18 protein-coding genes and 1 tRNA gene are annotated in these 26178 nt (G+C 61.3%); 7 read left to right on the top strand and 12 right to left on the bottom strand.

The window, feature by feature from the left end:
• Positions 1-149 precede the first annotated feature (149 nt).
• Both AB4N73_RS25655 and AB4N73_RS25650 read left to right on the top strand, forming a co-directional pair.
• Positions 150-2465 carry a TonB-dependent receptor gene (locus AB4N73_RS25655; RefSeq protein WP_056782900.1) on the top strand — a complete coding sequence of 772 codons (2316 nt, stop codon included), beginning with the start codon at positions 150-152 and terminating at the stop codon, positions 2463-2465.
• Between the two features lie 235 nt (positions 2466-2700).
• Positions 2701-5229, top strand: a complete 2529-nt coding sequence (locus AB4N73_RS25650; RefSeq protein WP_460143612.1) for a PepSY domain-containing protein — start codon at positions 2701-2703, stop codon at positions 5227-5229.
• Positions 5230-5348: 119 nt separating this feature from the next.
• Here AB4N73_RS25650 and AB4N73_RS25645 read toward each other — a convergent pair whose 3' ends face one another.
• The 4 genes from AB4N73_RS25645 to ptsP form a co-directional block, all read right to left on the bottom strand.
• Positions 5349-6890 (bottom strand): alkaline phosphatase D family protein, encoded by a 1542-nt coding sequence (locus AB4N73_RS25645; RefSeq protein WP_460142720.1) that lies wholly within the window; start codon positions 6888-6890, stop codon positions 5349-5351.
• Between the two features lie 175 nt (positions 6891-7065).
• Complete coding sequence (locus AB4N73_RS25640) at positions 7066-8799, bottom strand: PTS fructose-like transporter subunit IIB (RefSeq protein ID WP_460142719.1); 1734 nt, start codon at positions 8797-8799, stop codon at positions 7066-7068.
• 11 nt (positions 8800-8810) lie between these two features.
• A complete protein-coding gene (gene pfkB / locus AB4N73_RS25635; RefSeq protein ID WP_460142718.1) occupies positions 8811-9752 on the bottom strand; it encodes a 1-phosphofructokinase in 942 nt (313 codons plus the stop codon).
• Entirely contained in the window at positions 9752-12613 is a 2862-nt protein-coding gene (ptsP, locus tag AB4N73_RS25630) for a phosphoenolpyruvate--protein phosphotransferase (protein ID WP_460142717.1), read from the bottom strand. Before ptsP ends, pfkB begins: the two co-directional genes overlap by 1 nt.
• Before the next feature lie 305 nt (positions 12614-12918).
• Here ptsP and cra point away from each other — a divergent pair, with 305 nt between their 5' ends.
• Together cra and AB4N73_RS25620 are read left to right on the top strand one after the other, a co-directional pair.
• A complete protein-coding gene (cra, locus tag AB4N73_RS25625) occupies positions 12919-13914 on the top strand; it encodes a catabolite repressor/activator (protein ID WP_460142716.1) in 996 nt (331 codons plus the stop codon).
• Positions 13915-13917: 3 nt separating this feature from the next.
• A complete protein-coding gene (locus AB4N73_RS25620) occupies positions 13918-14694 on the top strand; it encodes a TatD family hydrolase (RefSeq protein ID WP_310220314.1) in 777 nt (258 codons plus the stop codon).
• A gap of 120 nt (positions 14695-14814) precedes the next feature.
• Here the strand turns inward: AB4N73_RS25620 and AB4N73_RS25615 are convergent, their stop codons facing one another.
• From AB4N73_RS25615 to AB4N73_RS25600, 4 genes are all read right to left on the bottom strand, one after another.
• Positions 14815-15504 (bottom strand): methyl-accepting chemotaxis protein, encoded by a 690-nt coding sequence (locus AB4N73_RS25615; protein WP_370695133.1) that lies wholly within the window; start codon positions 15502-15504, stop codon positions 14815-14817.
• 1597 nt (positions 15505-17101) lie between these two features.
• Complete coding sequence (ampE, locus tag AB4N73_RS25610) at positions 17102-17941, bottom strand: regulatory signaling modulator protein AmpE (protein ID WP_056782885.1); 840 nt, start codon at positions 17939-17941, stop codon at positions 17102-17104.
• The gene (gene ampD, locus AB4N73_RS25605; protein ID WP_460142715.1) at positions 17938-18498 is read right to left on the bottom strand and encodes a 1,6-anhydro-N-acetylmuramyl-L-alanine amidase AmpD; all 561 of its coding nucleotides are present in this window, start codon (positions 18496-18498) and stop codon (positions 17938-17940) included. The genes ampE and ampD overlap by 4 nt, the downstream gene beginning before the upstream one ends.
• Before the next feature lie 64 nt (positions 18499-18562).
• A complete protein-coding gene (locus AB4N73_RS25600; RefSeq protein ID WP_460142714.1) occupies positions 18563-20740 on the bottom strand; it encodes a DUF1631 domain-containing protein in 2178 nt (725 codons plus the stop codon).
• Positions 20741-21006: 266 nt separating this feature from the next.
• Here AB4N73_RS25600 and nadC point away from each other — a divergent pair, with 266 nt between their 5' ends.
• Positions 21007-21855 (top strand): carboxylating nicotinate-nucleotide diphosphorylase, encoded by an 849-nt coding sequence (gene nadC, locus AB4N73_RS25595; protein WP_076565789.1) that lies wholly within the window; start codon positions 21007-21009, stop codon positions 21853-21855.
• A gap of 103 nt (positions 21856-21958) precedes the next feature.
• Here nadC and AB4N73_RS25590 read toward each other — a convergent pair whose 3' ends face one another.
• On the bottom strand, positions 21959-22258 hold the full coding sequence (locus AB4N73_RS25590; protein ID WP_076565788.1) for a DUF6388 family protein: 300 nt from the start codon (positions 22256-22258) through the stop codon (positions 21959-21961).
• Positions 22259-22612: 354 nt separating this feature from the next.
• On the opposite strand from AB4N73_RS25590, the gene AB4N73_RS25585 reads away from it, so the two are divergent.
• Positions 22613-22864, top strand: a complete 252-nt coding sequence (locus tag AB4N73_RS25585) for a type II toxin-antitoxin system HicA family toxin (protein WP_056782877.1) — start codon at positions 22613-22615, stop codon at positions 22862-22864.
• Positions 22861-23202: a type II toxin-antitoxin system HicB family antitoxin gene (locus tag AB4N73_RS25580; RefSeq protein ID WP_056782875.1), complete on the top strand. Its 342-nt coding sequence runs from the start codon at positions 22861-22863 to the stop codon at positions 23200-23202. The genes AB4N73_RS25585 and AB4N73_RS25580 overlap by 4 nt, the downstream gene beginning before the upstream one ends.
• Positions 23203-23222: 20 nt before the next feature.
• Here AB4N73_RS25580 and AB4N73_RS25575 read toward each other — a convergent pair.
• The 3 genes from AB4N73_RS25575 to rpsO form a co-directional block, all read right to left on the bottom strand.
• Positions 23223-23295 (bottom strand) — tRNA-Thr (locus AB4N73_RS25575).
• Positions 23296-23484: 189 nt separating this feature from the next.
• Complete coding sequence (pnp, locus tag AB4N73_RS25570; RefSeq protein ID WP_460142713.1) at positions 23485-25590, bottom strand: polyribonucleotide nucleotidyltransferase; 2106 nt, start codon at positions 25588-25590, stop codon at positions 23485-23487.
• Between the two features lie 204 nt (positions 25591-25794).
• Entirely contained in the window at positions 25795-26064 is a 270-nt protein-coding gene (rpsO, locus tag AB4N73_RS25565) for a 30S ribosomal protein S15 (protein WP_016771751.1), read from the bottom strand.
• Positions 26065-26178 lie beyond the last annotated feature (114 nt).

The following is a 26178-nucleotide window of genomic DNA, read 5'->3' as shown; positions in this document are numbered from 1 at the left end:
AAACCCGCAAGACGAATGAACGGGCAGAAACCGTAAGGGCAAATTGTAAAGAATGTAAATTCAATGCGAATAACAATGTTTCGCAATTGATACGAATACCTGTTTACCCTATATTCCGCCGCCTCAAATCCTTGGGGAGGGGAATAAAAATGGCACGTCAACACGCACAATTACCGGTCAGTTCACCACGTCTGCTCGCCTCGGCAATCGGTGTCGCAATCACCGCCGGCTCGGCTGGGCAGATGGTCTTCGCGGCGGAAAAAACCGAGAGCAAAACTTCCGGCAACGCCATTGCCCTGGATGCCACCGCCATCACTGGTGAAGCCCAGGACTCGACCTCCTATCAGGTCGAAAAAGCCTCCTCGCCCAAGTACACCGCACCGCTGGTCGACACGCCGCGCTCGGTCACCGTCATCCCGCAGCAAGTGCTCAAGGACACCGGCGCGCTGAATATGCAGGACGCCCTGCGTACCGTGCCGGGCATTACCTTCGGTGCCGGTGAAGGCGGCAACCCGCAGGGCGACCGTCCATTCATTCGCGGCTTCGATGCTCAGGGTGACACTTACCTGGACGGCGTGCGCGACACCGGTTCGCAGAGCCGCGAAATCTTCGCCGTGGAAAACATCGAAGTCAGCAAAGGCCCGAACTCGGCGATTGGCGGTCGCGGCGCCGCCGGCGGCAGCATCAACCTGGTGAGCAAGAAAGCCCATCTGGGCAACTCGTTCGACGGCGGCTTCACCTACGGCTCCGACCAGACCCAGCGCTACACCCTCGACGGCAACTATCAGTTCAGCGACAGCGCTGCCGGCCGTCTCAACCTGATGAGCCACGAGAGCAACGTCGCCGGTCGCGACAAGGTCGATTACGACCGTTGGGGCATCGCGCCGTCGCTGGCCTTCGGCCTGGGCACCGATACCCGTGTAAACCTCGACTACTACCATCTGGAAAGCAACGACACCCCGGACTCGGGCATCCCGTACACCATTCCCACCGGTGGTTCGGCCGCACGCACCAAGTCCAACCCGGACAAGCCGTACGCCGGTGGCGATCACGACAACTTCTATGGTCTGGACCGTGACTTCCGCAAGGGCCGCACCGACACCGCGACCTTCGCCATCGAGCACGACCTCAATGATGCGCTGACCATCAAGAACACCCTGCGCCACGGCAGCAGCATGCAGGATTACATCCTCACCCAGCCGGACGACAGCAAGGGCAACGTCAACAACGGCAGCGTCTGGCGTCGGGCCAACACGCGGGTGAGCAACACCGAAACCACCACCAACCAGACCGATCTGTTCGGCACCTTCTACGTGGGCGGTTTCAAGAACAGCTTCTCCACCGGTGTCGAATACACCCGTGAGCAGAGCGAGAAATCCTCGTACAACGTCAACACCGACACCACGCCGCGCACCAGCACCGTCACCACCAATTGCAACCCGGGCCTGATCGGCGCCGCCAGCGGTTACAACTGCACCTCGCTGTCGAACCCGAACCCGAACGATCCGTGGAACGGCGCGATCTCGCGTAACTACGCCGGTACCGACACCCAGGCCGACACCTACGCGCTCTACGTGTTCGACACGCTGGAATTGTCCGAGCAATGGCTGGTGAACATGGGCCTGCGCTACGACCACTTCGACACCGATTACAAAACCTACAACGCCGCAGGGACCACCACCTCCAAGGGCGATGACACCAGCGAATTCGTCACCGGTCAGTTCGGCGTGGTCTACAAGCCGGCGGAAAACGGCAGCATCTACGCCTCTTATGCGACCTCGGCGACACCGCCGGGCAACACCTTGGGCGAAGGTCAGGAAGGCAACCCGCTGGGCGGCACACCGGATCGCAGCGGCAACCTGCTGAGCAGCGACATGGAGCCGGAAACCACCAAGAACTACGAAATCGGCACCAAGTGGGATCTGCTCAATGATCGCCTGTCGCTGACCGCCGACATCTTCCGCACCGAGAAGGAAAACGCTCGCGTGCAAGTCGATACCAGTTCCTACGAGAACGCCGGCAAGACCCGCGTACAAGGCTTCGAACTGTCGGCCAGCGGCAAGATTACCGACAAGTGGCAGGTGTTCGCCGGTTACGCCTTCATGGACAGCGAACAGGTTGACGGTGGTCCGTTGGGTCGCGCCAACGACGGCAACGATCTGCCGAACACGCCGAAAAACAGCGCCAGCCTGTGGACCACGTATCAGGTCACGCCAAAGCTGACGATCGGTGGTGGCGCGTTCTACGTCGACGACGTCTACGGCAGTGTCGCCAACACGACGATGGTCGATTCGTACGTGCGTTACGACGCGATGGCGGCCTACAAGCTGACCAAGAACGTCGACCTGCAACTCAACGTGCAGAACCTGACCGACGAAACCTATTACGACAAAGCCTTCTCGACCCACTTCGCCAACCAGGCGGCGGGACGTACGGCGCTGTTGAGCACCAATTTCCACTTCTGACCGATGTGAAAACCTGTGGGAGCGAGCCTGCTCGCGAAGGCAATCTTTCAGCAACATCGATGCTGACTGACACACCGCTTTCGCGAGCAGGCTCGCTCCCACAGGGAATGCGCCGCGAGGCTCGGCCCCGTTCATTCAGTTGAACGGGGCTTTCGTGTGTTACGCAAAACGCTTCTTGATAACCCACGGCATAATGCGCGCCGTGATGACAATTTCCGAACGGACGGCGAGTGACGTGTTGAAGAAAACCCTGTTCCAGTTGCACTGGTTTTTTGGCATCACCGCAGGGCTGGTGCTGGCCCTGATGGGCATCACCGGCGCGGCCTATTCGTTTCAGGACGAGATCCTGCGCGCGCTCAATCCGTCCGTTCTGCAGGTGGAAAAACAGGTCGCCGGCGTGCTGCCGCCAGTGGAACTGGTGGAACGCATCGAAGCCGCGTCCGGCAAGAAAGTCGCGATGCTCTGGGTCGAGACCGACAGCGGTCACGCCGCACGGGTGTTCTTCACCCCGCCCAAGGGCGAACGACGTGGCGAAATGCGCTACTTCGACCCGTACACCGCCGAGTTCAAGGGCGATGCCACCGGCCAGGACTTCTTCGGCCTGATGTTGCAACTGCACCGTTTTCTCGCCATGGGCGACACCGGGCGCAACATCACCGGCGCCTGCACCTTGATGCTGTTGTTCTTCTGCCTCTCCGGCCTGTATCTGCGCTGGCCACGCCAGTGGAACAGCTGGCGCGTGTGGTTGACCCTGGACTGGAAAAAGAAGGGCCGCGCGTTCAATTGGGATCTGCACTCGGTGGCCGGTACCTGGTGCCTTTTGGTCTATCTGCTGCTGGCGTTGACCGGCTTGTCATGGTCGTACGAGTGGTACAACAAGGGTCTGACCCGACTGCTTTCCGACGCGCCGCAAAACGAACGCGTACGCGGCGGTCGCGGCCCGGCGCCGGAAGGTCCGGCACCGACCGCCGACTACTCAGCGATGTGGAGCAGCATCTACAGCGCTGCCGGCCCGGGTCTGGCCGCGTACAACATTCGCATGCCGGCGGTGGCCGGCCAGCCGGCGACGGTGTTCTACCTGCTCGACAGCTCGCCCCATGACCGCGCGCTGAACCAGATCACCCTCGACCCGGCCACCGGCGTGGTCAAACGCGTCGACCGCTATGCCGACAAAAGCTTCAAGGCCCAACTGCTGACCAGCATTTATGCGCTGCACGTCGGCAGCTATTTCGGCCTTGTCGGGCGCATCATCGTGACGATCGCGGCGGTGTGCATGCCGCTGTTCTTCATCACTGGCTGGCTGCTGTATCTGGATCGTCGGCGCAAGAAAAAGCAGATCAAGGATGCCCGCCTGGGCCTCGCGCAACCGTCCACCGAGGCTTCGGCCTGGCTGATCGGTTTCGCCAGCCAGAGCGGTTTCGCCGAACAATTGGCGTGGCAGACCGCCGGACAATTGCAGGCCGCCGGGTTGCCGGTCAACGTGCAGCCGCTGGCCAATATCGGCGAACAGGAACTGCGCAATTCCAATAACGCGTTGTTCGTGGTCAGCACCTTCGGCGACGGCGAAGCGCCGGACAGCGCCCGTGGTTTCGAACGCAAAGTGCTGGCCAAAGCCTCGACACTCGATGGGCTCAACTACGCCGTGCTCGGCCTCGGCGATCGGCAGTACGCGCACTTCTGTGGCTTCGCCAAACGCTTGCATCAATGGCTCGGCGAGCACGGCGGCAAGACGCTGTTCGCCCCGGTGGAGGTCGACAGCGCCGATCCCTACGCGCTGCGTCACTGGCAAACGCAACTCGGCCAGCTCACCGGACAGGCGCCGAGCGAAACCCGGCAAGCACCCAGCTACGACAACTGGACGCTGGTGCGGCGCGAACTGATGAACCCCGACAGCAGCGGCGCGCCGGTCTATCTGCTCGGCCTCAAAGCCCCGGACACCCGCAGTTGGCTGGCCGGTGATCTGGTCGAAGTGCTGCCACGCAACTGCCCGTGGGCCATCGAACATTTCCTCGAAGGCCTCGGCATTCGTGGCGAAACACCGGTGAAGGTCAACGGCATCGACGAGCCGCTGGAAGTGGCCCTCGCCTCACGGCAACTGCCCGAGCACCGCGCGCATCTGGTCGGCTTGCATGCGCAGTCGCTGGTCGACGCGATGGTGCCACTGGCGATGCGCGAATACTCGATCGCCTCGATTGCCGCTGACGGCTTGCTGGAGCTGATCGTGCGTCAGGAACAGCACAACGACGGCAGCCTCGGCATCGGCTCCGGCTGGCTCACCGAGCATGCGCCTGTGGGCGGCAGCATCAGCCTGCGCGTGCGGCGCAACAGCGGTTTCCACCTGCCGAACGAGCCCGTGCCGATGATCCTGCTGGGCAACGGCACAGGCCTCGCCGGCCTGCGCAGTTTGCTCAAGGCACGCATTGCCGATGGTCAGCAACGGCAGTGGCTGCTGTTCGGCGAGCGCAACCGCGAGCACGACTTCCTCTGCCGCGCCGAGCTGGAGGAATGGCTGGTCAATGGCGATCTGGCGCGGCTGGATCTGGCGTTTTCGCGGGATCAGGCTGAGAAGGTTTATGTGCAGGATCGCTTGCGTGAGTCGGCGGATGAACTGAAGAAGTGGTTGGCTGATGGTGCCGTTATCTATATCTGCGGCAGCCTTCAAGGGATGGCCTCAGGCGTAGACCAGGCCCTCAACGATATCCTCGGCAGCGCCGAAGTCGAACGCCTGATCGAACAGGGCCGCTATCGCCGGGACGTTTACTGACCAAACACCATCCCCTTGTGGGATCGAGCCTGCTCGCGAAGGCGATTTAACAGTCAACATTGGTGTTGGCTGTAAGTCCGCTTTCGCGAGCAGGCTCGCTCCCACAGGGGACGCGGTGCTCAGACCGGTTGGAGTTTCTGTTCGAAAACAGCGATGCCATCCAGATCCCGCAACACCACACTCATCTCCCCGCTCTGCCCTTCGATATTCACCTCGCCAAAAAACTGAAACCCGGCAAACGGCGAGGTGTTCTGTGCGGGCGGTGCTTTCTCGAACACCACCTCAGGGCCAAACGTCTTGTCCAGCGGATTCGGCCCGAAACTGCCGGCATTCAGCGGCCCGGCGACAAATTCCCAGAACGGTTCGAAATCCTGAAACGCCGCGCGGTCCGGGTGGTAGTGATGCGCCGCGCAGTAATGCACGTCCGCCGTCAGAAACACGAAATTACGCACCTGCTGCGCACGTAAAAATCCGAGCAGCTCGGCGATTTCCAGCTCTCGCCCCTGCGCCGGGCCGGGGTCGCCGTTGGCCACGGCTTCCCAACGCGCAACGCCCGCACTGACCTCGCCGTCCGGCACGCCAAGGCCGATGGGCATGTCGGCGGCGATGACTTTCCACTGCGCCGTCGATGCCTGCAATTCACGCTTGAGCCAGTCCAGCTGCTCGCGGCCGAGAAACGGTTTTGCCGCGCCCAGGTTGTCGTCGTTGGCTTCGCGATAGCTGCGCATATCCAGCACGAATACGTCGAGCATCGGCCCGTAACTGAGCTTGCGATAAATGCGCCCGCCGCCGTCCGCCGCTTGCAAACGCATCGGCGCATATTCCAGCCACGCCTGCCGCGCGCGGCCGACCAGCTTGTGGATATCTTTCTCCTTATAACGCTCATCCAGCTGCTTGCCCGGTGACCAGTTGTTGACCACTTCGTGATCGTCCCACTGCCAGATCTGCGGCACTTCGGCGTTGAAGCGGCGGATGTTTTCGTCCATCAGGTTGTAGCGATAGTTGCCGCGATAATCGTCGAGAGTCTGCGCGACTTTGCTCTTGGCTTCGGTGGTGATATTGCGCCAGATGCGCCCGCTTTCGGTGGTCAGTTGCGCGGGCACCGGGCCGTCGGCGTAGATGGTGTCGCCGCTGTGAATAAAGAAGTCCGGCAGGCGCAGGCGCATGGCTTCGTAGATGCGCATGCCGCCGATGTCCGGGTTGATCCCGAAGCCCTGGCCGACGGTGTCACCGCTCCAGACAAAACGAATGTCGCGTTTTGTCGTCGGCACGCTGCGCAGATGGCCGAACCACGGCTCGCTGGCGACGCCGTTCTGCGCATCTTCGAAGTGCACGCGATAGAAGATTGCCTGGTTGGCCGGCAGGCCGGTGAGTTCGACGCGGGCGGTGAAATCGCTGCGCGCATCGGCCAGTGGCGAGACGAATTTGCGCGGGTTGCCGAACAGGCTGCCGGTGTCCCACTCCACCACCATGCGCGCCGGCCGATCGCTGCGGCTCCAGATCATCGCGCGGTCGCCGAGCAGGTCGCCGGACTGCACGCCGTCGGTGAGCTGCGGACGATCCTTGACCGAGGCAATCACCGCCGGCGCCAGCCCCGGCAGCAACAGCCCGGCGCCGACCGCTTGCATGACGCGACGCCGACCGAGATTGAAATCGCTCATGGTGTTCTCCCTGCAAAAGGGAAAACTTAAGCACGGGTGTATGAACCGGCTATGACAATGCAGACTCCTGTGGGAGCGAGCCTGCTCGCGAAGGCGTCCTGCCAGTTACCACATCTTCAGCTGGCACTCCGCTTTCGCGAGCAGGCTCGCTCCCACAGTGATTTGATGTTGTCGGTCAGGCCTTGGCGGGTTCCAGTGGTAGTTCGACAGCCTCAGGCCGTTTAAGCAGCGCATACACCAACGCCGTAACCAGGCTCCCCGCAACAATCGCCAGCAGATACAGCAGCGCATGGTTGATCGCATTGGGGATCGCCAGCACGAACAAGCCACCGTGCGGCGCCATCAGTTTGCAGCCGAAGTACATCGACAAGGCACCGGTCAGCGCACCCCCGGCGATGCTCGCCGGGATCACCCGCAGCGGATCTTTCGCAGCAAACGGAATCGCCCCTTCCGAGATAAAGCACAGGCCCAGCACGAACGCTGCTTTGCCGGCCTCGCGCTCGGTCTGCGCGAACTTGCGCCGGGCAATGAACGTGGCGATGCCCAGACCGATCGGCGGCACCATGCCGGCGGCCATGGTCGCGGCCATCGGTGCGTAACTCTGCGAGGCCAGCAGCCCCACCGAAAACGCATAGGCAGCCTTGTTGATCGGCCCGCCGAGGTCGACGCACATCATGCCGCCGAGCAATACGCCGAGCAGAATCGCGTTGGTGGTGCCCATGCTGTCGAGAAACTGGGTAAGCGCGGCGAGCATGCCGGCGACCGGTTTGCCGACCACGTAAATCATCACCAGGCCGGTGACCAGACTGGCCAGCAACGGGATGATCAGAATCGGCTTCAACGCTTCCAGGCTCTGCGGCAATTTCACATAGCGGGCGATGGCTTTGGCGGCGTAACCGGCAATGAAACCGGCAATGATCCCGCCGATGAATCCGGCGCCCAGAGTGCCTGCGAGCAAACCGCCGATCATCCCCGGCGCAAGGCCCGGGCGATCGGCGATCGAGTAGGCGATGTAACCGGCGAGTAACGGCACCATCAGCTTGAACGCGGTGTCGCCGCCGATCTGCATCAGCGCCGCCGCCAGCGTGCCTTCTTCCTTGTACGCGGTGATGCCGAACACGAACGACAATGCGATCAGCAAACCACCCGCCACCACCATTGGCAGCATGTACGACACACCCGTGAGCAGGTGCTTGTAGACGCCGGTTTTCTCGGACTTGGCCGGGGCCTTGCCGTCGCTTGCCGCACTTTCCACTGCGCCTTCGGCCAGGGCTCTTTTCAGGGTCGCTTCGGATTGCTTCAGCGCAACGCCCGTGCCGCAGCGATAGATTTTCTTGCCGGCGAAACGCTCGGTGGCGACGTCGATATCCGCCGCCAGCAACACCACGTCAGCCTCGGCGATGGCCGTTGCGCTGAGCGGGGTTTTCGCGCCCACCGAGCCCTGGGTTTCGACCTGCAATTCATAGCCCAGACGCTTGGCGGTCTGCTGCAACGCTTCGGCGGCCATGAAGGTGTGGGCGACGCCGGTCGGGCAGGCCGTGATGGCGACGATGCGCGGCGCACGTGGCGCATCAATCGCCGGTTCGACTGCGCTGGCCACGTAGACTTCGGCTTCTTCAGCACCGCGACGCAGTACCGCTTCGACATCCTGCAGCGCCTGCGCCGGAGCGATCTGGAACACGCGCTTGCCGACGAAGCGACTCATGTCCACCGCGCCGGTGGTGACCAGCAACACCCACTCGGCGGCTTCGATGGTCGCCGCCGACAACTCGCGTTCCGGGTGTGCCGGATCGACCACTTCAACGCTGGTGCTCCAGCCCTGACGCTGCGCCGCTGCATCGAGCAGACGCGCGCACAGCACACTGGTGACCATGCCGTTCGGGCAAGCCGTAACAATGGCTAACTTCATCACAAACCCTCTTATTGTTCTGTCAGGGGGCGCACGCGCACGCCCTGTTCGAGCTGCGCCAGTTGCGCAGCGTCGTTGATGCCAAAACCGATCTGGGTCACCGCCATCGCCGCGATCGCGGTAGCGGTGCGCAGGGTTTGCTCCGGCGTATCAGCACTGAGCAGACCGTGGAGCATGCCGGCCAGCAAGGAATCGCCGGCACCGACCGTGCTGGCCACGCTGACCTTCGGCGGCGTGGCGTGCAGGGCCGAGCCGACACTGAACCAGTTGACCCCGTCGGCGCCGTGGGAGATCACCACGTGCTCGATGCCTTGCCCGTGCAAGCGTGCAGCGGCTTGTGCTTCGGCGATCGGCGAGACCACTTCGCAGCCGAGTGCGTGGGCCAATTCTTCGGTGTTCGGTTTGATCAGCCAGGGGCTGGCCTGCAACGCGACGCGCAAGGCTTCGCCGCTCGAGTCGAGGGCGACTTTCAAGCCGAGCGCGTTCAGCCTTTCAATCAGCTCGCGCAACCATTGCGCAGTGACGCCACGCGGCAGACTGCCGGCGACCACCACCGCATCGTGCCCCGGTGCGATCTGCAGCAAGCGATCAAGCAAGGCTTGCTGCGCCGTTGCATCGACCATTGGCCCCGGACCGTTGATGTCGGTGATGCGTCCGTCCTGTTCGGCGACTTTGATGTTGCTGCGCGTCTCGCCCGGCACGCGGATGAACGCGTCGACAAAACCACGCTTGGCGAACAGGGTTTCGAACGCTTGCAGATTGTCTTCGCCGAGAAAGCCGCTGACGGTGACCTGATGGCCGAGGTCCGCCAGCACCTGGGCGACGTTGACGCCTTTGCCCGCAGCGTGGGTGTGCATCTCCTCGCTGCGATTGACCTGACCGGCATCCAGCCGTGACAGCTCGACGGTGAGGTCGAGAGCCGGGTTGAGGGTCAGGGTGAGAATCTTGGCCATTACAGGGCCTCCACTAATGCGCGCACTTCATTCGCGCTGCCCACGGCCAGGGCCTGTTGAGCGAGGGTTTGCGCCTGGGGCAGGCTGAGTTCACGGATGCGCGCCTTGACTTCGGCAATGCTGCGCCCGGACACGCTGAGCTCGTCGACACCGAGGCCAACCAGCACCGGCACCGCCAGCGGGTCCGCCGCCAGCTCGCCGCAGACACCCACCCATTTGCCATGGGCATGGGCGGCGCGCACGGTGATGTCGATCAGTTGCAGGACCGCCGGGTGCAAGCCGTCCGCTTGTGCAGACAGCGTCGGATGACCACGGTCGATGGCCAGGGTGTATTGGGTCAGGTCGTTGGTGCCGACGCTGAAGAAATCCACTTCCTTGGCCAGCACTGGCGCAAGCAACGCGGCGGACGGCACCTCGATCATGATCCCCAGTTGCAGGTCGGCGACTGGAATTTCCAAACGCAAGCGCTCGGTCATGTCGCGGGCCTGGCGCCACTCTTCGACGCTGCCGACCATCGGGAACATGATCCGCAGCGGACGGTTGTCGGCCGAACGCAGCAAGGCGCGCAGTTGCGCTTCCATGATCTGCGGCCGCTGCAGGGTCAGGCGAATGCCGCGCACGCCGAGGAACGGGTTTTCTTCCTTGGCGATCGGCCAGTACGGCAGCGGTTTGTCGCCGCCGACGTCGAGCGTGCGCACCACCAGCGGCCGTCCGGCCAGACCATCGAGGACGCGACGGTATTCGGCTTCCTGGGTTGCCTCGTCCGGTGCCTGCGGGTGGGCCATGAAAATAAGTTCGGTGCGCAGCAAGCCAATGCCTTCAGCGCCCTGCTCCACCGCGCTGGTCACTCCTGCGCTTTCGCCGATGTTGGCGAACACTTCGACGGCGTGGCCGTCAGTGGTGTGCGCTGGTTGATGGCGCTGTTCGGCGGCGATCTTCAGGCGTTGCTCGCGGGTGTCGCGTTCTTCAGCAGCACGCTTGAGGGTCGCGGCATCAGCGTCGACATGCAGACGGCCACGCTGACCGTCGAGCAACAGCGGCGTGCCCGGCTCGAGCAACAGCACCGCCGCACCCGCGCCGACCAGCGCTGGAATACCGAGGGCACGGGCGACGATGGCGCTGTGCGCGGTAGCGCCGCCGCGCGCGGTGAGAATCCCCGCAACCCGCGCAGGATCCAGACGCGCGACATCGGACGGGCCGACTTCGTCCATCACCAGAATGTACGGTTGCTCAGGTTCGTTCGCGGTTTGCACGCCACACAATTGCGCCAGCACTCGACGGCCGATGTCACGCAGATCCGCGGCACGCTCGGCGAGCAACGCGTCCTGCAGCGACTCCTGCTGTTTGGCGGCGGCTTCGATCACTGCCATCCACGCCGCTTCGGCGCTTTCGCCTTGCTTGAGGCGGGTGTCGACTTCGTCGGTCAGATCCGGGTCGTCGAGCATTTCCTGGTGAGTAATGAAAATCTCGCGAATGGCCTTGGCCTTGCTGCGTTCGATCAAGCCCTGAATGTCGCGGCGCACGTCGCTCAGCGCTTGCTTGAGGCGCTCGCGCTCGATGGCGGCAGATTCGCCGCGCAACGGGTAATCGATGGCTTGCAGCACCTGAATGTGCGCAGGGCCGATGGCGATGCCCGGTGCGGCAGGAATCGCCTGCAACAGGCTGCCGGAGGCCGGGGCGATCAGCACTTCGGCGATGTCGGCGATCACTTCGCGCTGCTGACTCACGGCCGGCAGCGGCTCGACTTCCTCACCGAGGCCTTCTTCAATCGCCGCGAGCAGGGCCGGCAAGGCATCGGCGGCGATGCTCGGTTCGGCAATCAGCTCCAGCACCTGACCGCGCCGGGCGCCGAGGCTCAGCAGTTTGCTCAGGCTTTTCACCGACACGGCACTGTCTTGGCTGTCGACGATGCGCACGCGAATTTCGCCGTCAAAACTCTTCGCCAGTTGCGCAAGGATCTTCGCCGGCCGTGCGTGCAGACCGTGGGCGTTGGCCAGGGCAATACGTGCACTCGGCCAGTCGGCCGGCAGTTCACCGCCGAGCACTTCAAGGACCTTGCGGCTGCTGGTGGCGCGGCCCAGTTCGTGGCCGCGACCTTCGATCAGCAACGCGCACAAACGCTCGAGCAGCGCCTGATGCGCTTCGCCCAGACTCGCCAGGCAGAAGAGACCGCTAAGCGGCTGGCCGAGGTAGCGCATCGGTTTGTCCGGGGTGACGAACGCCAGCCCCGGACGCTTCACGGTCTGCTCGCTGTGCAGCCACCACAGGCCGTCGCCCAGTGGCAGCGCTTCAACCTGCTGCAACACGCCGGCAAAGCCGTTGCTCACACAATCGGCCTGACGCAGCAGACGTGCGCCGCGCCAGACCAGTTCTTCGAAATCATCGGCCGACACGCCGAGGCCGATCATCTGCGCATCAAGCGCCAGTTCCTGCGGCGCGCCTTGCAGCAGTTTCAACAGCGCTTCGGGCGAGCTGGCGCGACGCAGGGCCTGGCCCAGATCGGTCTCGCCGAGGGCGCGGGTCAGCAGTTGCAGCAGGCGCAGGTGTTCGTCGGATTTCGCCGCGATGCCAATCGCCAGATAAACGATTTGGCCATCGCCCCAATCGACGCCGTCGGGAAACTGCATCAGGCGCACGCCGGTGGCGAATACCTGATCGCGGGTTTCCGGCGTACCGTGGGGAATGGCGATGCCTTGACCGAGAAAGGTCGAGCCCTGGGCTTCCCGGGCCTGCAGGCCGGCGAGGTAGCCGTCGGCTACCAGACCATCGGCGACCAGATGACTGGCCAGCAATTGCAGGGCAGCGGGTTTATCCAAGGCCGACTGGCCCATGGATATCTGCTCTATAGTGAGCTCGAGCATGCGATCTCCTTTTTGGCGCAGTTCAACGCCAGGTATTGTTTTGAATGGTTCACAGCTTAGGCGCTCTGCCGCGCTTTTCAGCGGCAGTTTTGGCGGTTTCACGGCAGGACCGGCCAAAGGCGTCTAAAACGTAGAAAATACGCTTGCTGAAACGTTTAATCTAGATTGATCGGCACGTTACTCGATAATGTCTCATCCTTGAAGTCCAACTGGTCGGATCTGCCCAGGCAATAAGTCGACTGCCCTTATCGGGTAGGATTGGCGAAAATGTCGCGGCATGCTCGAAAAAACAAGGAAATACCGGGTTGAAACTCAGTGATATCGCGCGGTTGGCCGGCGTCTCCGTCACCACCGCCAGCTACGTCATCAACGGCAAGGCCGAACAGCAACGCATCAGCAACGCGACCGTCGAGCGCGTGCGCGCGGTGGTCGATCTGCACGGCTTCACGCCCAATCCGCAAGCGGCCGGCCTGCGCAGTCGGCACACGCGCACCCTGGGCTTTATCCTGCCGGATCTGGAAAACCCCAGTTACGCGCGGATCGCCAAGTTGCTCGAACAAGGCGCGCGGGCTCGCGGTTATCAATTGCTGATCGCCAGCTCCGACGATGCGCCAGACAGCGAGCGCCAGTTGCTGCAACTGTTCCGCGCCCGCCGTTGCGATGCGCTGATCGTTGCCAGTTGCCTGCCGGCCGGTGATGACAGCTATCGCCAGTTGCAGGCCAAGGGTCTGCCGATCATCGCCATCGACCGGGTCATGGAACCGGAGCATTTCTGCTCGGTGATCAGCGACGACCGCGAGGCCAGCCTGCATCTGACCCAGAGCCTGCTCGATCCGCAGCCAAAGCAGATCGTGCTGCTCGGCGCACGCCCGGAGCTGAGCATCAGCCAGGAGCGTGCCGCCGGTTTCTGCGCAGCGCTCAAAGACTTCAAAGGTGAGGTGCTGGTCGAGCACGCCGAGTCGTTCAGCCGTGAGTGCGGCAAGCAATTGATGGAAGAACTCCTGCAGCGTCTAGGGCATTTGCCTGACGCGCTGGTGACCACTTCCTACGTGCTGCTGCAGGGCGTGTTCGATGCGCTGCATGATTTCCCGCTGAAATCGCGGCCGCTGCGCTTGGGCACGTTCGGCGACACGCAGTTGCTGGATTTCCTGCCGTTGCCGGTCAACGCCATGTCCCAGCAACACCAGTTGATCGCCGACAAGGCCCTGGAACTGGCCCTGGCCGCCGTCGAGCAGGACGACTACCAACCGGGCGTGCAAGCCATTGCGCGGACCTTCAAGCAGCGTATTCATCGGGACTGAAGCGTGGAGCTGATCGACAGCCACACCCACCTCGACTTCCCCGACTTCGACGCCGATCGCGCAGAGTTGCTGGCCGAAAGCCGCGCCCTCGGCGTGCGGCGCATCGTCGTGCTGGGGGTGCATCAGGGCAACTGGCAACGGGTGTGGGACCTGGTGCAGAGCGATGCCGACCTGTACGCCGCGTTCGGTCTGCATCCGGTGTTCCTCGATCAGCATCGCTCCGAGGATTTGCTCGCACTGGGTGACTGGCTGACACGCCTGCGCGGGCATCGGCAGTTGTGTGCGGTGGGCGAGATAGGCCTGGATTACTTCATCGAAAACCTCGATCGCGAGCGGCAACAGTCGTTGTTCGAAGCGCAGCTGCAACTGGCGGCGGACTTCGAGCTGCCGGCGCTGATCCACGTACGCCGCAGCCACGCGGCGGTGATCGCCACGCTCAAGCGCTTCAAGCTCAAACGCGCCGGCATCATCCACGCCTTCGCCGGCAGCCGTGAGGAAGCGCGGGAATACCTCAAGCTCGGGTTCAAACTGGGTCTCGGCGGTGCTCCGACCTGGCCGCAGGCGTTGCGCATGCATCGGGTCCTGCCGGAACTGCCGCTGCAATCGGTGGTGCTGGAAACCGACTCACCGGACATGGCCCCCGCCATGTTCCCCGGCCAGCGCAACAGCCCGGCGCATCTGCCGGCGATTTGTGCGGCGCTGGCCGAGCTGATGAATATCACGCCTGAACAACTGGCCAACGCCAGCACCGCCAACTGCTGCGAAGTCTTCGGCTGGTAACACGTACCCGGGTAGGAGCTGACGAGTGCAACGAGGCTGCGATCTTTTGATCTTCAAAGGCAAAGTCAAAAGATCGCAGCCTCGTTGCACTCGTCAGCTCCTACAAGGATTGTTTGGGGCTCAGACGCGAAATGCGCTGATCAGTTGTTTGAGCTCAACCACCTGCGCCGACAGCGCGCGGCTGGCATCTTCGGTCTGGTGCGCGCCTTGCGCCGTGCGTTCGCCGGCACGGTTGATTTCGACGATGTTCTGGTCGATGTCGTGGGCCACGGCGGTCTGCTGTTCGACGGCGGCGGCGATCTGCTGATTCTGATCGACGATCATGCCCACCGCGCCAAGGATGTTTTCCAGCGCCTGCTGGACCTTCTCCGACTGGCCCACCGTGCCGTTGGCCATCTGATGGCTGACGCCCATGGCCTTCACCGCCGCGCCGACGCCACCGTGCAGCTTGGCGATCATCTGCTCGATTTCTTCGGTCGATTGCTGGGTACGCTTGGCCAACGTGCGCACTTCATCTGCGACCACGGCAAAACCGCGCCCCTGCTCGCCGGCTCGCGCGGCTTCGATCGCCGCATTGAGTGCTAGCAGGTTGGTCTGTTCTGCGATGCTCTTGATCACCTCAAGCACACGGCTGATCGACTGGCTGTCGCTGGCCAGTTGATTGATCACCAGCACCGACTGATCGATTTCGCTGGCCAGCGCGGCAATGCTGCCCTGCTGCGATTCCACCAGCCCGCGTCCGCTGAGGGTTTCGTCGTTGACGCTGTGGGCGCTGCTCACCGCAGCGGCGGCACTGCGAGCGACTTCCATTGAGGTCGCCGACATCTGGTTCATCGCCGTCGCCACTTGTTCAATCTGCGAGCGCTGCCCGGCCACGGCCTGATTGCTCTGCGCCGACACGCTCTCCACCTGCCCGGCCTGCCGCTCGACCTCACCCACGGTATGCCCGACACGTTCGATCAAGTCGTGAATCTTCTTCACCGTACCGTTGAACACCTCGCCCAACTCGCCCAGTTCATCACGGCTGCTGGCCTTGAAGTTGACGGTCATGTCACCGGCCGCGACCTTGTCCATCATCGCCCCCAGGCTTTTCAGGGTGGTCCGGGTCGAGGCGTAGAAACCGCCATAAAGATAGAAAATCAGCACGAACACCACCGACAGCGCAGAGGCTTGCAGAATCATGTGCGTGCGGTTCTGCGCCAGACGCTGCTGCAACTGGCTGTCGAGAAATTTCAGCGTGGCCTGATTGAGCTGGTAGGTGTGTTCCATCAGCCCGGTCACTTGGTCGTAAAACGCCTGCCACGGCGCATCGAGGGTGTCGGCCATCACCACTTGTTCTTCGAACAGCTCGCTGGCCTGCTTCAGCGAAGCCTTGCTGGTGTCGGCCTGGGCACTGAGGGATTCGCGCGCAGCACTGCTGGAACCGAGGGCGTCTTGCAGTTTCAGGGCGTACTCGGCCTGGAGTTTTTCGATCTGCACCAGCAACTCGTCGAAACGCGTGCTCGAGGAACTGTTGAGAAAGCCCTGGCCCAACGAATACGAACCCATCGCCCGGCCTTCGCCGAGGGTTTGCGTGACGCTGGGGGTGATCAGCGTAACCAGTTCGCTGAGCTGACGAATGTCGCTCTGGTTGTCGCGGCTCAACCCGGCCTGACTGGTGATGATCTGGCTGAAAATCTGCGCACTGGCCAGCAACTTGCCGATCAACGCGCTTTTGCTTTGCAGCGAGCTCTCCGCTTGCTGGGCCTTGAACGCGGCGATCATTTCATCGCGCTTGGCCTCGAATTGCTTGATCTGCTCGAGGTCTTCGGTCATCGCCGTCAGCCCTTCGAGGCGCGCGAGCACTGCTTGCTCCAGCGTCTGGATCTGCGCCTCGACATTGCCGGCCTTGCCGGACTGGCCGAGGGTGACGTCGATCTGCACCAGATTGTTCAAGGTCTCCAGATCCCGGCGCAGGGTCAGGCTGCTGCCCAGCAGGTCGAGGCTCTGCAATTCGACGCGAGTGCCCTGAAATTCGCGATAGGAGTCGCGTACCAGATAGAAATTGGTCACCAGCATCGGCACCAGGAACAGCACGCTGATCAGGCTGAACTTCATGCCGAAGCTCAGACGGTTCATCAGCGAGACGGCGGGATAGAGCAAGCTCTTCACTGGAAGTCTCCCTTGGTTTTTCTTGTTTTTATTGGCAGGCGCGGGACGAGAGCAGATAGCCACTATCGGGCGCTATCTCTGTATAGCGTAAATCGGCGGGAGGTTTTGTAACTTAAGGTTAATGGCAATGCAGTGATCGCCAAATCAAAAGCAAAAAGATCGTCCGATCGCGGCCCGAGCCTTCGGCAGCTCCTACAGGGAAATGCGTTCCAAGGTAGGAGCTGCCGAAGGCTGCGATCTTTTGATCTTGCTGTAATCAGTGAACCAGAACCGTCCACAAGGCAAACCCGGCATACCACAGCACCGCCGCACGCAGCAGCAGTTCCCACAGGCAATCGAGGGTGTTGATGCCGTCCGGGCCGACCACTGGCGGTGGAACTTCCCCGGCTGCCAGGCCGACCTTGTTGATCAACTGCGCAGCGCTGATGTTCCAGTTGAGCAGCTCATGCAGCATCACCCGGCTGACCGCGACGAAGTTGCCGACCAACGCAAGACTTGCCGCCAGCAAACGCACCGGCACCCAATCGAAAGCGTGACGCAATTGCGCAGCACGCTCGACCAGCGCCGGATTGCAGCCGTGCTCTTCGGCCAGCGCCAGCAAACGATAGGCCAATGCCGCCACGGGGCCGAGAAGGAAGTACCAGAAGATCACCGCGAAGAAACTCTGATAGGCCTGCCACAGCAGATGCCCTTGCACCCGCTCGAGCAACTGCTCGCCGTTGTCGGCGCAGATATCCAGATCGCGCTTGGCGACGTGCGCCGCCGCTTGCAGATCCTCACGGCGCCAGGCATCGCGGAACGGGCCGAGGCCGCCGAGCAGATCGCCGCGTCCGAGGCTGTAGATCACCACCAGCAAATGCACCGGCAGCGCCAGCAAACCGTAAGCCACAGGTTCCAGCACCAGCAGCAACAGCGCCAGCAACGCCACCGGGCACAGCACCAGAATCGTCAGCACCAGCCACGGTTGCCTGGCCAGCCGTTTGCTGTTTTCGAGTTTGTGCAGTTCGCGGATCCATCCGCCGTCGCGTTGAAGCCGATGGCGCAGGGCCGAAAACTTCTCGATCCACAGCGCCAGCAGTAACACCAGAAAACTCATTGTCCTTCCTCTTTTGCCAGGGCGGCGCGGTAGCGTGCCCAGTCGAATGCCGGTCCCGGATCGGTCTTGCGCCCCGGCGCGATATCGCTGTGGCCGCAGATGCGCTGATCGGTGATCGCTGGAAAGCGTTTCTGCAACTGCCGGGTCAGCGCAGTCAACGCGCGATATTGCTCGTCGGTGAACGGCAGATCATCGGTGCCTTCCAGCTCGATGCCGACGGAAAAATCGTTGCAGGTTTCACGGCCCTCGAACACAGAAACCCCGGCATGCCACGCGCGCTCCAGACAGGAGACAAACTGGGTGACCTTGCCGTCACGTTCGATCAGAAAGTGCGCCGAGACACGCAGGTCAGCGATGCCTGCAAAGTAGGGGTGTTCGGTGACATCCAGATGATTCTGGAAAAATTCCTGCACCTTGCCCGTGGCGAATTGCGCCGGCGGCAGGCTGATGTTGTGGATGACCAACAGGGACACTTCGCCCGCCGGGCGCTCATTGAAGTTGGGCGACGGGCAGATCTGCACGCCATGACACCACCCGCTCGCGGGATCCAACTGCATACCGATTCCTTCAACGCCGACCATGTGGGCGCCCAGTATGCCGCGATCCGCCCCCACCGTGCGATCACTTGCCGCGATTGAGTCGCCGCAGGTCGCCCAACACCGATTCCAGTGCGCGGTCGAACAGCAAGGTGTCATCCAGTGCGCGCGCGACCCCACGGCTGAAAGCCAAGGCGAGGTCGGTGCGGCTGTGTTCCAGCACTTTCGTCCCGGTGCGGTCGACGAAGACATATTTGCCGGTCTCTTCGATGATCGCGGCGAGTTTGCAACGCAAGGTCTGTTCGTCGTCTGCGTCGAACACCACCCAGTTGCCCACACGCAACTGCTCGACCTGAGACAGACCGGCATCGTCTTGCGCCAGGCGCGGCGCCGGGGTCGCTGGCGTCTGGCCGGCACTGTGCTGCAAGAGCTCGGGGGTAATTTCGATCAACGGCATGGCGCTGTGATCGGCATCGTCGGAACGCTCCAGCACGCGCACGTGCAGAGCCTCCAGCTCACCGAAAAATTCACTGGTGGCAAACGGGTCGAACGCGGTGCTGCTCAGGCCATCGCGCAGCGACTTGAGCAAACCCGGCACCAGCGCCAGCAGGCGCAGGCTGGATTCGCCGTCGTCATGGCGCTGCACGCTCCAGACCAACTGCTCCATGGTCTGCACGTCGGCGTGCCATTCGGCGGACTGATCACCGTGCTTGAGGCAGGTCAGCAACAGCACTTTGCTCCAGGCCTGCTGGACGAAACTCACCACCGTCGCCGGCAGCACCTGGCCCAGCAGAGCCTGCTGCAACGCCTGTGCAACGCGATGCTGAGCCAGTTCGGCTTTTGCCCGGCCTTCCTCGGCATCACGCAAGCGTTGTTCCAGCAGTTCAGTGCGGCGGCGCTCTTCCTGAGTGAAGGCGAGGAAGTCGGCGAGCAGTTCGGAGAAGATCGCCGGGTCGTCGACAAACTCGCTGAGCAAGCGCTGTACCACTTGCTCGATGCGCACATAGAGGTTGTCGCGCTCAGCGCCGTCGCAATCGCTCCAGCCCATTGCGGCCTCGGCGATTTCGTTGAGCAGGCGCCGCGCCGGGTGCGTGCTGCGGCTGAAGAAACTCTTGTCCAACACCGCAACCTTGAGCATCGGAATCTGCAATCGGCCGATCAGCGCCTTGAGCGCATCGGGCACATTGCGATCGTCGAGGATGCAGTCGAAGACCATGGCGATCAGGTTGATCACATCTTCGTCGGCAGTCGCGACAATGCGTGAGCGGCCACTTCGGACGCTGACTCGGGTCAGCAACTGTTCGAGCTGATGACGCAGATCGAAATCTTCCTGAGCCTCCAGCGCCGGTACGTATTGCTGCAAGTGCGACAACAACCGCAGCAGGTCGCGGGTGTTGATCGGATGCGCCGGGGCGCCGGGCTCCGGGGTCGGTGTGACGCGGCCGCGGACCTGGGCTAGCAGTTGCTGCATCGCTGCGAACACTTCCTCGATGCCTTCGTCTGCTGGCGGCTCGTCGAGATCTTCAATCAATGTGTCGCTGTCCGCAGGCTCGACCATGCGACGAGCCACGGCGGGTTTCAGATGTGGCAACACGCCGGTGGCGAGCAACAACTGATTGGCCTCGCCATACAACTGTTCGGTGTCAGCCAGCACATAGCGTTCGAACAGCTTGAGCAGGATCAGCTTGACCTTGATCTCGACGCCGAGGTTACGCCCGGCCTGCAGGAAATATTCGCACAGCATGGCCGGACTCAGCGGGTTGTGCTGATCGTCCAGACGCTTGCCGAGCATCGAGCTGAAGCGTGCGGTCAGTTGGTCGAGAGCGAAGCCGTCGCGCTTGAGCACACGGCTGACCATGGTCTGCACGGCCACGGTGCGCTCCATGGCATCGGTGCGCGGCGCCGACTCTTCGACCACCGGCGTGCGTGGCAGGGTGTTGGCGGCGGGGTCGTATTGGGTAAGGCCGGCGAAGGCTTCGAAAAACAGCTCGAGAAAGCCACGCTCGATGTTCTTGCGTTTGAGGCGCAGGTCGCGCATGGCTTCGAAAAAGATGTTCTGATCGACGTCGTTGCGCGCCCGGTCGGCCATTTCGAACAGCGTGTCGTCAGCGTTATCGAACAATTCCTGCAAATCGTGGCGCAGTTGCTGCGCAGCCTTGTCGCGAACCTGCAGCAGAATCACCGGCAAGCGGGCAAGCGGCGAGTGGTCCGCCAGATCGGCAGTCGCCCGGTGCAAAGGCACCACTTTCCCGTCGTTGCGCATCCAAGCCTCCTGGAACGGTGATTCGGTTCGTCGCTTTGACACTGCCCAACTGGACTCGTTCGTCAAAGCCATGACGTCAAATACAAGGCGGATTATCTGGCAAAACAGGCCAGCGATGCTATAGGCCTCAGGGTTTCCCCTATACGCCATACACCTCGCACTCAGCGCAGGAAAATCGACCAGATGCGTCAGGCACGAACGTTCTCGCCTTGGGTTGGCTCGCGCCCTGCCCCTATAATCGAACCACTTTGTTTGTGGAGTCCGTTATGCCGAATCTACGTCTCGCCGATCTGACCGCCGAAATCGAAAACAACGTGCGCCGTGCGTTGCTCGAAGACGTCGGCAGCGGCGACATCACCGCGCAACTGATCCCGGCCGAACGCCTGGCCAAAGCCACCATCATCACCCGTGACGACGCGGTCATCTGCGGCACCGCGTGGGTCGATGCGGTGTTTCGCCAGCTCGATCCGCGCGTGGCGGTGCATTGGCAAGTGGTCGACGGCCAGCGGGTCAAAGCCAATCAGCCGCTGTTTCACCTGGAAGGCCCGGCTCGCTCACTGCTGACGGGGGAACGCAGCGCGCTGAACTTCTTGCAGTTGCTGTCCGGCGTAGCGACGCGCGCGCAGTACCTGGCGGACTTCGTCGGCGAGACGCAGGTCAAGTTGCTCGACACGCGCAAAACCTTGCCGGGCCTGCGGATGGCGCAGAAATACGCAGTGACCTGCGGCGGCTGTCACAACCACCGGATCGGTCTCTACGATGCCTTCCTGATCAAGGAAAACCACATCGCCGCCAGTGGTGGCATCGCCGAAGCCGTGGCCGCCGCACACAAGATCGCCCCGGGCAAACCGGTGGAAATCGAAGTGGAAAGTCTTGAGGAATTGAAGCAAGCGCTGGAAGCCGGCGCCGACATCATCATGCTCGACGAACTGAGCCTGGACGACATGCGTGAAGCCGTACGCCTGACCGCCGGCAAAGCGAAACTGGAAGCCAGCGGCGGCATCAACGAAAGCACGCTGCTGCCGATCGCCGAAACGGGCGTGGATTACATCTCGATCGGCGCGATGACCAAGGATGTCAAAGCGGTGGATCTGTCGATGCGACTGAGTCTCTGAGCTACAAGCTACAAGCTACAAGCTACAAGCTACAAGCTACAAGCTACAAGCTGAGCGATTGTGCTTTTACTTGTAGCTTGCAGCTTAAAACTTGTAGCTGCTTTTAAACGACGAGATTGTTCATCTCGCAGTACTCTTCCCACTCGACACCCAAGACTTCCGCCGCTTCCTTGTGCAGCACGAGGCGCTGCGCCTCGAACTCTTCCGGCGTGCTCGTGTACTTGAGGGTCAGCTCCCACGGCTGCAAGCCCTGCGCTTCGGCTTCGTCTTCGAAGGCCCACTGGATCTGGTCTTTTTGATCATCGGGACTCAGGTCCTTGATCTCATCCTTCAGGTCCGGCACATCCAGAAGGTATTTTTCCAGCGCTTGTTCGTGGCGTTGCTCTTGGGTCAATTCAGTCATGGGGTTCTCGCTGATCTTAGGAATGGAGGATGGATCTGGATCATCAAGGATCTCTCTGACGCAGGAAGCCATTGGAAGCTCGGTTTTTCCTGGCCTTCAGGACCATTCGTGGATCATATGAAAACAACGGTGCTTGCTTGTCTGGTACGAAGGAATCCTAACAGAGACGCAAGCCAGTGCAACCGGGGGAATGAAATGAAGGGTGGTATGCGCTTGGTTACAGTTTCCGGTTTCCATGCGCGAAATTCACTGCGTATAAATCCTCGCCATCGCCTTTGAGGTCAAGGCGAACGAAACCTTCACATTGACCGCCCAAAAACAGGCAACTATATTCAGTTGCAATCATAGGCCAGCATGTCAAAGACTGAAAAACTTCTCGCCAAACTTGTCAACGGCCAAAGCGCATTCACATGGTCCGAGCTTGTCACTCTGTTGGCGCGTCTTGGTTACTCTCAGCTGGAAGGATCCGGTAGCAGGATCAAATTCGACAACGGGAATCCGAGCGCAATGATCAACCTGCACAAGCCACATCCCGGAAATGAAATCAAAACATACGCAAGACGCCAGATTATCGAGCAACTGAAAACAGGAGGCCTGATTCCATGAGTTCCCAGCTGCACTACAAAGGCTATGTTGGCTCTATCGAGGCGAGCACGGAAGATAAGTGCCTGTTCGGAAAACTCCTTTTCATCAGGGCGCTGGTTAATTATGAAGGACAAACGGTGGCTGAACTGGAAGCAGCCTTTCGCGAGGCGGTAGATGACTATTTACAAACCTGTCAGCAGCTCGGGCAGAAGCCTGAAATCCCATGCAAAGGATCGTTCAATGTTCGCATAGGTCACGATCTGCATTTAGCAGCGGCTCTGGCGGCAACCCGTCAAAATGTGTCGTTGAATGATCTGACACGTCAAGCACTGAACGAATACCTCCAACACCACGCATAAAACCGAAGGCGAAAATTTTTTGCCCGAGACAGGAATCGAACCTGCGACCTTCGCGTTACGAGTGCGCTGCTCTACCGGCTGAGCTACACGGGCGGTGGGCTAAACCTAGCACCGGACTCGAACTGCGGCAAATTTGTGGGTTGTCTGATGGTTTTCTTTTGAGAACCACATTTGTGGCGAGGGGATAAATCCCCTCGCCACAATTTCTTTATTTCAGATAAAAAAATGCCCCCGCCGTTTGCACGGCGGGGGCATCTTTATTGCGCTAAAGCGTTGGGGTGATTAAACGCCCGAAGCCTTGGCAGCTGCCACGTCTTTGATGGACAGCTTGATACGGCCGCGGTTGTCCACGTCCAGTACCAGCACTTCCACTTCCTGGCCTTCCTTCAGGATGTCGGTGACTTTCTCAACGCGAGCGTCGCTCAGCATCGAGATGTGCACCAGACCGTCCTTGCCCGGCAGGATGTTGACGAATGCGCCGAAGTCGACGATGCGCTCAACCTTGCCGACGTAGATCTTGCCGATCTCGGCTTCTGCCGTGATGCTCAGAACGCGCTGACGCGCTGCTTCTGCGGCATCCTTGGTTTCGCCGAAGATCTTGATCGAACCGTCGTCTTCGATGTCGATCGAAGCCTTGGTTTCTTCGCAGATCGCACGGATGGTCGCGCCACCTTTACCGATAACGTCACGGATCTTGTCGGTGTCGATCTTCATCGCGATCATGGTCGGAGCGTTGGCCGACAGTTCGGTACGCGACTGGCCAATGATCTGGTTCATCTGGCCGAGGATGTTCAGGCGCGCTTCAAGGGCCTGGCCCAGAGCGATTTCCATGATCTCTTCGGTGATGCCCTTGATCTTGATGTCCATCTGCAGCGCAGTAACGCCTTTGGCGGTACCGGCTACCTTGAAGTCCATGTCGCCCAGGTGATCTTCGTCGCCGAGGATGTCGGTCAGGACGGCGAACTTCTCGCCTTCTTTAACCAGACCCATGGCGATACCGGCTACCGGTGCCTTCATCGGTACACCAGCGTCCATCAGTGCCAGGGAAGCACCGCACACGGAAGCCATCGAGCTCGAACCGTTGGATTCGGTGATTTCCGATACCACGCGGATGGTGTACGGGAACACGTCAGCGGCTGGCAGCATGGCCGAAACCGAACGACGGGCCAGACGGCCGTGACCGATTTCGCGACGACCGGCGCCACCCATGCGACCACACTCGCCTACCGAGAACGGCGGGAAGTTGTAGTGCAGCATGAACGGGTCTTTCTTTTCGCCTTCCAGGGTGTCCAGCAGTTGCGCATCACGGGCGGTGCCCAGTGTTGCAACAACCAGTGCCTGGGTCTCGCCACGGGTGAACAGAGCCGAACCGTGAGTCTTTGGCAGGACGCCGACTTCGATGTTCAGCGGACGTACAGTCTTGGTGTCGCGACCGTCGATACGTGGCTTGCCGTTAACGATGTTTTCGCGAACGGTGCGGTATTCGATTTCGCCGAAGGCTGCTTTGACTTCAGCAGCGCTTGGCTGGCCTTCCTCACCGGACAGCTTGGCGACCACTTGGTCCTTCAGCTCACCCAGGCGAGCGTAACGGTCGGCCTTGATGGTGATGGTGTAAGCCTGGGAGATCGCTTCGCCGAACTCGGTACGGATAGCGCCCAGCAGTTCGGTGGCTTCTGGCGCAGGAGCCCAGTTCCAGGTTGGCTTGGCGGCTTCGGCAGCCAGTTCCTTCACAGCGTTGATCACAACCTGGAATTCGTCGTGAGCGAACAGTACCGCGCCCAGCATCTGGTCTTCGGTCAGCTCTTTGGCTTCCGATTCAACCATCAGCACGGCGTCGGAAGTACCGGCAACGACCATGTCCAGGCTCGAAGCGGCCTGCTGCTCGTAAGTCGGGTTCAGCAGGTAGCCGGTGCTTTCGTGGAAAGCCACGCGAGCGGCGCCGATCGGGCCGTCGAATGGAATGCCGGAGATGGCCAGGGCAGCCGAGGTACCGATCATCGCAGCGATGTCCGGATCGGTCTTCTTGCTGGTGGAAACGACGGTGCAGACAACCTGCACTTCGTTCATGAAGCCTTCTGGGAACAGCGGACGGATCGGACGGTCGATCAGTCGGGAAGTCAGGGTTTCTTTCTCGGAAGGACGGCCTTCACGCTTGAAGAAACCGCCAGGGATCTTACCGGCGGCGTAAGTCTTTTCCTGGTAGTGCACGGACAGAGGGAAGAAACCCTTGCCCGGATCGGCTTGCTTTGCACCGACAACAGTCACCAACACGCTGACGTCGTCGTCAACGGTGACCAATACTGCGCCGGAGGCCTGACGGGCGATACGGCCTGTCTCGAGGGTAACGGTCGATTGACCGAACTGGAATTTTTTGATTACCGGGTTCACGGTGTCCTACCTTCTTTGTGGCTCTTGGGGGAAACGGTTTCTTGCGAATTCTTGGGCAATCTCGGGAATCGGCCCGATGGCAATTGTCCGGGTGCTACAGGTAAAGCCATGCTGCAGATAAAACTTGAGGCTGGGAGCCTGCAAGACGCCAGCGGAAAACCGCTGACGCCCGACAGACCACCAACCTCATAGCGCAATCGCTGATTAGCGACGCAGACCCAGGCGAGCGATCAGCGCGGCGTACCGGCTTACGTCCTTGCCTTTCAGGTAGTCCAGCAGCTTGCGACGCTGGTTAACCATGCGGATCAGACCACGACGGGAGTGGTGATCTTTACCGTTGGCCTTGAAGTGACCTTGCAGTTTGTTGATGTTGGCGGTCAGCAGTGCAACCTGCACTTCTGGCGAACCAGTGTCACCAACAGCTTGCTGGTAGTCAGCAACGATTTGAGCTTTTTCTTGAACGTCGAGAGCCATGAGGCAATCCTTCCTTATCAGGAAACTGTTTCAGGGAAACAGCTTCAACAGGCCAGGGACAAATCCCTGTATCTATAAATGAGTAGTGACCATGCCTGTTAACAGCCACACTCG

This window comes from Pseudomonas sp. S3_B08 (genome assembly GCF_054667725.1).
The sequence above is the reverse complement of the archived record's forward strand: the minus strand, read 5'-3'. Positions and strand labels throughout refer to the sequence as shown.